At 61.2% G+C, this 1,565-nt stretch carries 2 protein-coding genes; both read left to right on the forward strand.

Translation table 11 applies throughout. The features are described 5' to 3' along the window. Positions 1-109 precede the first annotated feature (109 nt). Positions 110-1,075 (forward strand): bile acid:sodium symporter family protein, encoded by a 966-nt coding sequence (locus ACW9JE_RS30665; RefSeq protein WP_457434898.1) that lies wholly within the window; start codon positions 110-112, stop codon positions 1,073-1,075. 118 nt (positions 1,076-1,193) lie between these two features. Then, entirely contained in the window at positions 1,194-1,508 is a 315-nt protein-coding gene (gene sugE / locus ACW9JE_RS30670; RefSeq protein ID WP_457434899.1) for a quaternary ammonium compound efflux SMR transporter SugE, read from the forward strand. Positions 1,509-1,565: the final 57 nt, after the last annotated feature.

Consider the following 1,565-nt stretch of genomic DNA (forward strand, 5'->3'; position numbering starts at 1 on the left):
GCGGTGTATCAGACATCAAGATGGTGACTGACACTCCGCCTTCGCGAGCAAGCCCGCTCCCACATTGGATCTGTGCAACTTTCAAAAAACAACACTCAAGGATCAAGCCATGCGTGCATTGGCAGCACTGAGCCGTTTCGTCGGCAATACCTTCGCTTACTGGGTTCTGATTTTCGCCGTCGTGGCGTTTCTGCAACCGGCCTGGTTCATCGGCCTCAAGGGCGCCATCGTGCCGCTGCTGGGCGTGGTGATGTTCGGCATGGGCCTGACGCTCAAACTCGAAGACTTCGCCGCAGTCGCCCGTCATCCGTGGCGCGTTGCCTTGGGTGTGGTGGCGCATTTCGTGATCATGCCCGGCGTGGCGTGGTTGCTCTGCCAGGCTTTCCATTTGCCGCCGGAGATCGCCGTCGGTGTGATTCTGGTCGGCTGCTGCCCAAGCGGTACTTCTTCGAACGTGATGACCTGGCTGGCACGTGGTGACCTGGCGCTGTCGGTGGCCATCGCGGCGGTGACCACCCTGCTCGCTCCACTGCTGACCCCGGCGTTGATCTGGCTGCTGGCGTCGGCCTGGCTGCCGGTTTCGTTCATGGAATTGTTCTGGTCGATCCTGCAGGTGGTACTGCTGCCGATCGTGCTGGGTGTCGTGGCCCAGCGCCTGCTTGGCGATCGCGTTCGTCACGCGGTGGACGTGCTGCCGCTGGTGTCGGTGGTGAGCATCGTGATCATCGTCGCCGCCGTGGTGGCCGCCAGTCAGGCGAAGATTGCAGAATCCGGTTTGCTGATCATGGCCGTGGTGATGCTGCACAACAGCTTCGGTTATCTGCTGGGTTACTTCACCGGTCGCCTGTTCAAGCTGCCGCTGGCCCAGCGCAAGTCCCTGGCCCTGGAAGTCGGCATGCAGAACTCCGGTCTCGGTGCTGCGCTGGCCAGCGCACATTTCTCGCCGCTGGCGGCGGTGCCGAGTGCGTTGTTCAGCGTGTGGCACAACATTTCCGGCGCCCTGCTCTCCACGTACTTCCGGCGCATGAGCGAAAAACAGGATCGTGAAATCGGTGGTCAGCAGACTGCTGATTGATCCGAAAACTTGATCCCCGGATTAATGCTGGGCACTCTATGGCGCAACGCGAGGACGACCTCGCGGCTCTGACGAGTCACTAATCTGGGGACGACCCCGTCAATCGATGGAGGTTTTCATGTCCTGGATCATTCTGTTTTTCGCCGGCCTGTTCGAAGTCGGCTGGGCCGTTGGCCTCAAATACACCGACGGTTTCAGCCGCCCTCTCCCCACCGCCCTCACCATCGCCGCCATGGCAATCAGCCTTGGCTTGCTGGGCCTTGCCATGAAGGAATTGCCGCTGGGCACGGCCTATGCGATCTGGACCGGCGTGGGCGCCGTGGGCACGGTGATTGCGGGGATCATTCTGTTTGGGGAATCGATGGCACTGGTGCGGTTGGCCAGTGTGGCGTTGATCATTGCCGGGTTGGTTGGGCTCAAGGTTAGCGCTTAGGCATCTGACGCCTTCGCGGGCAAGCCTCGCTCCTACAGGGCAACCTCAAACCCTGTA

It is taken from the genome of Pseudomonas sp. SDO55104_S430, assembly GCF_054070595.1.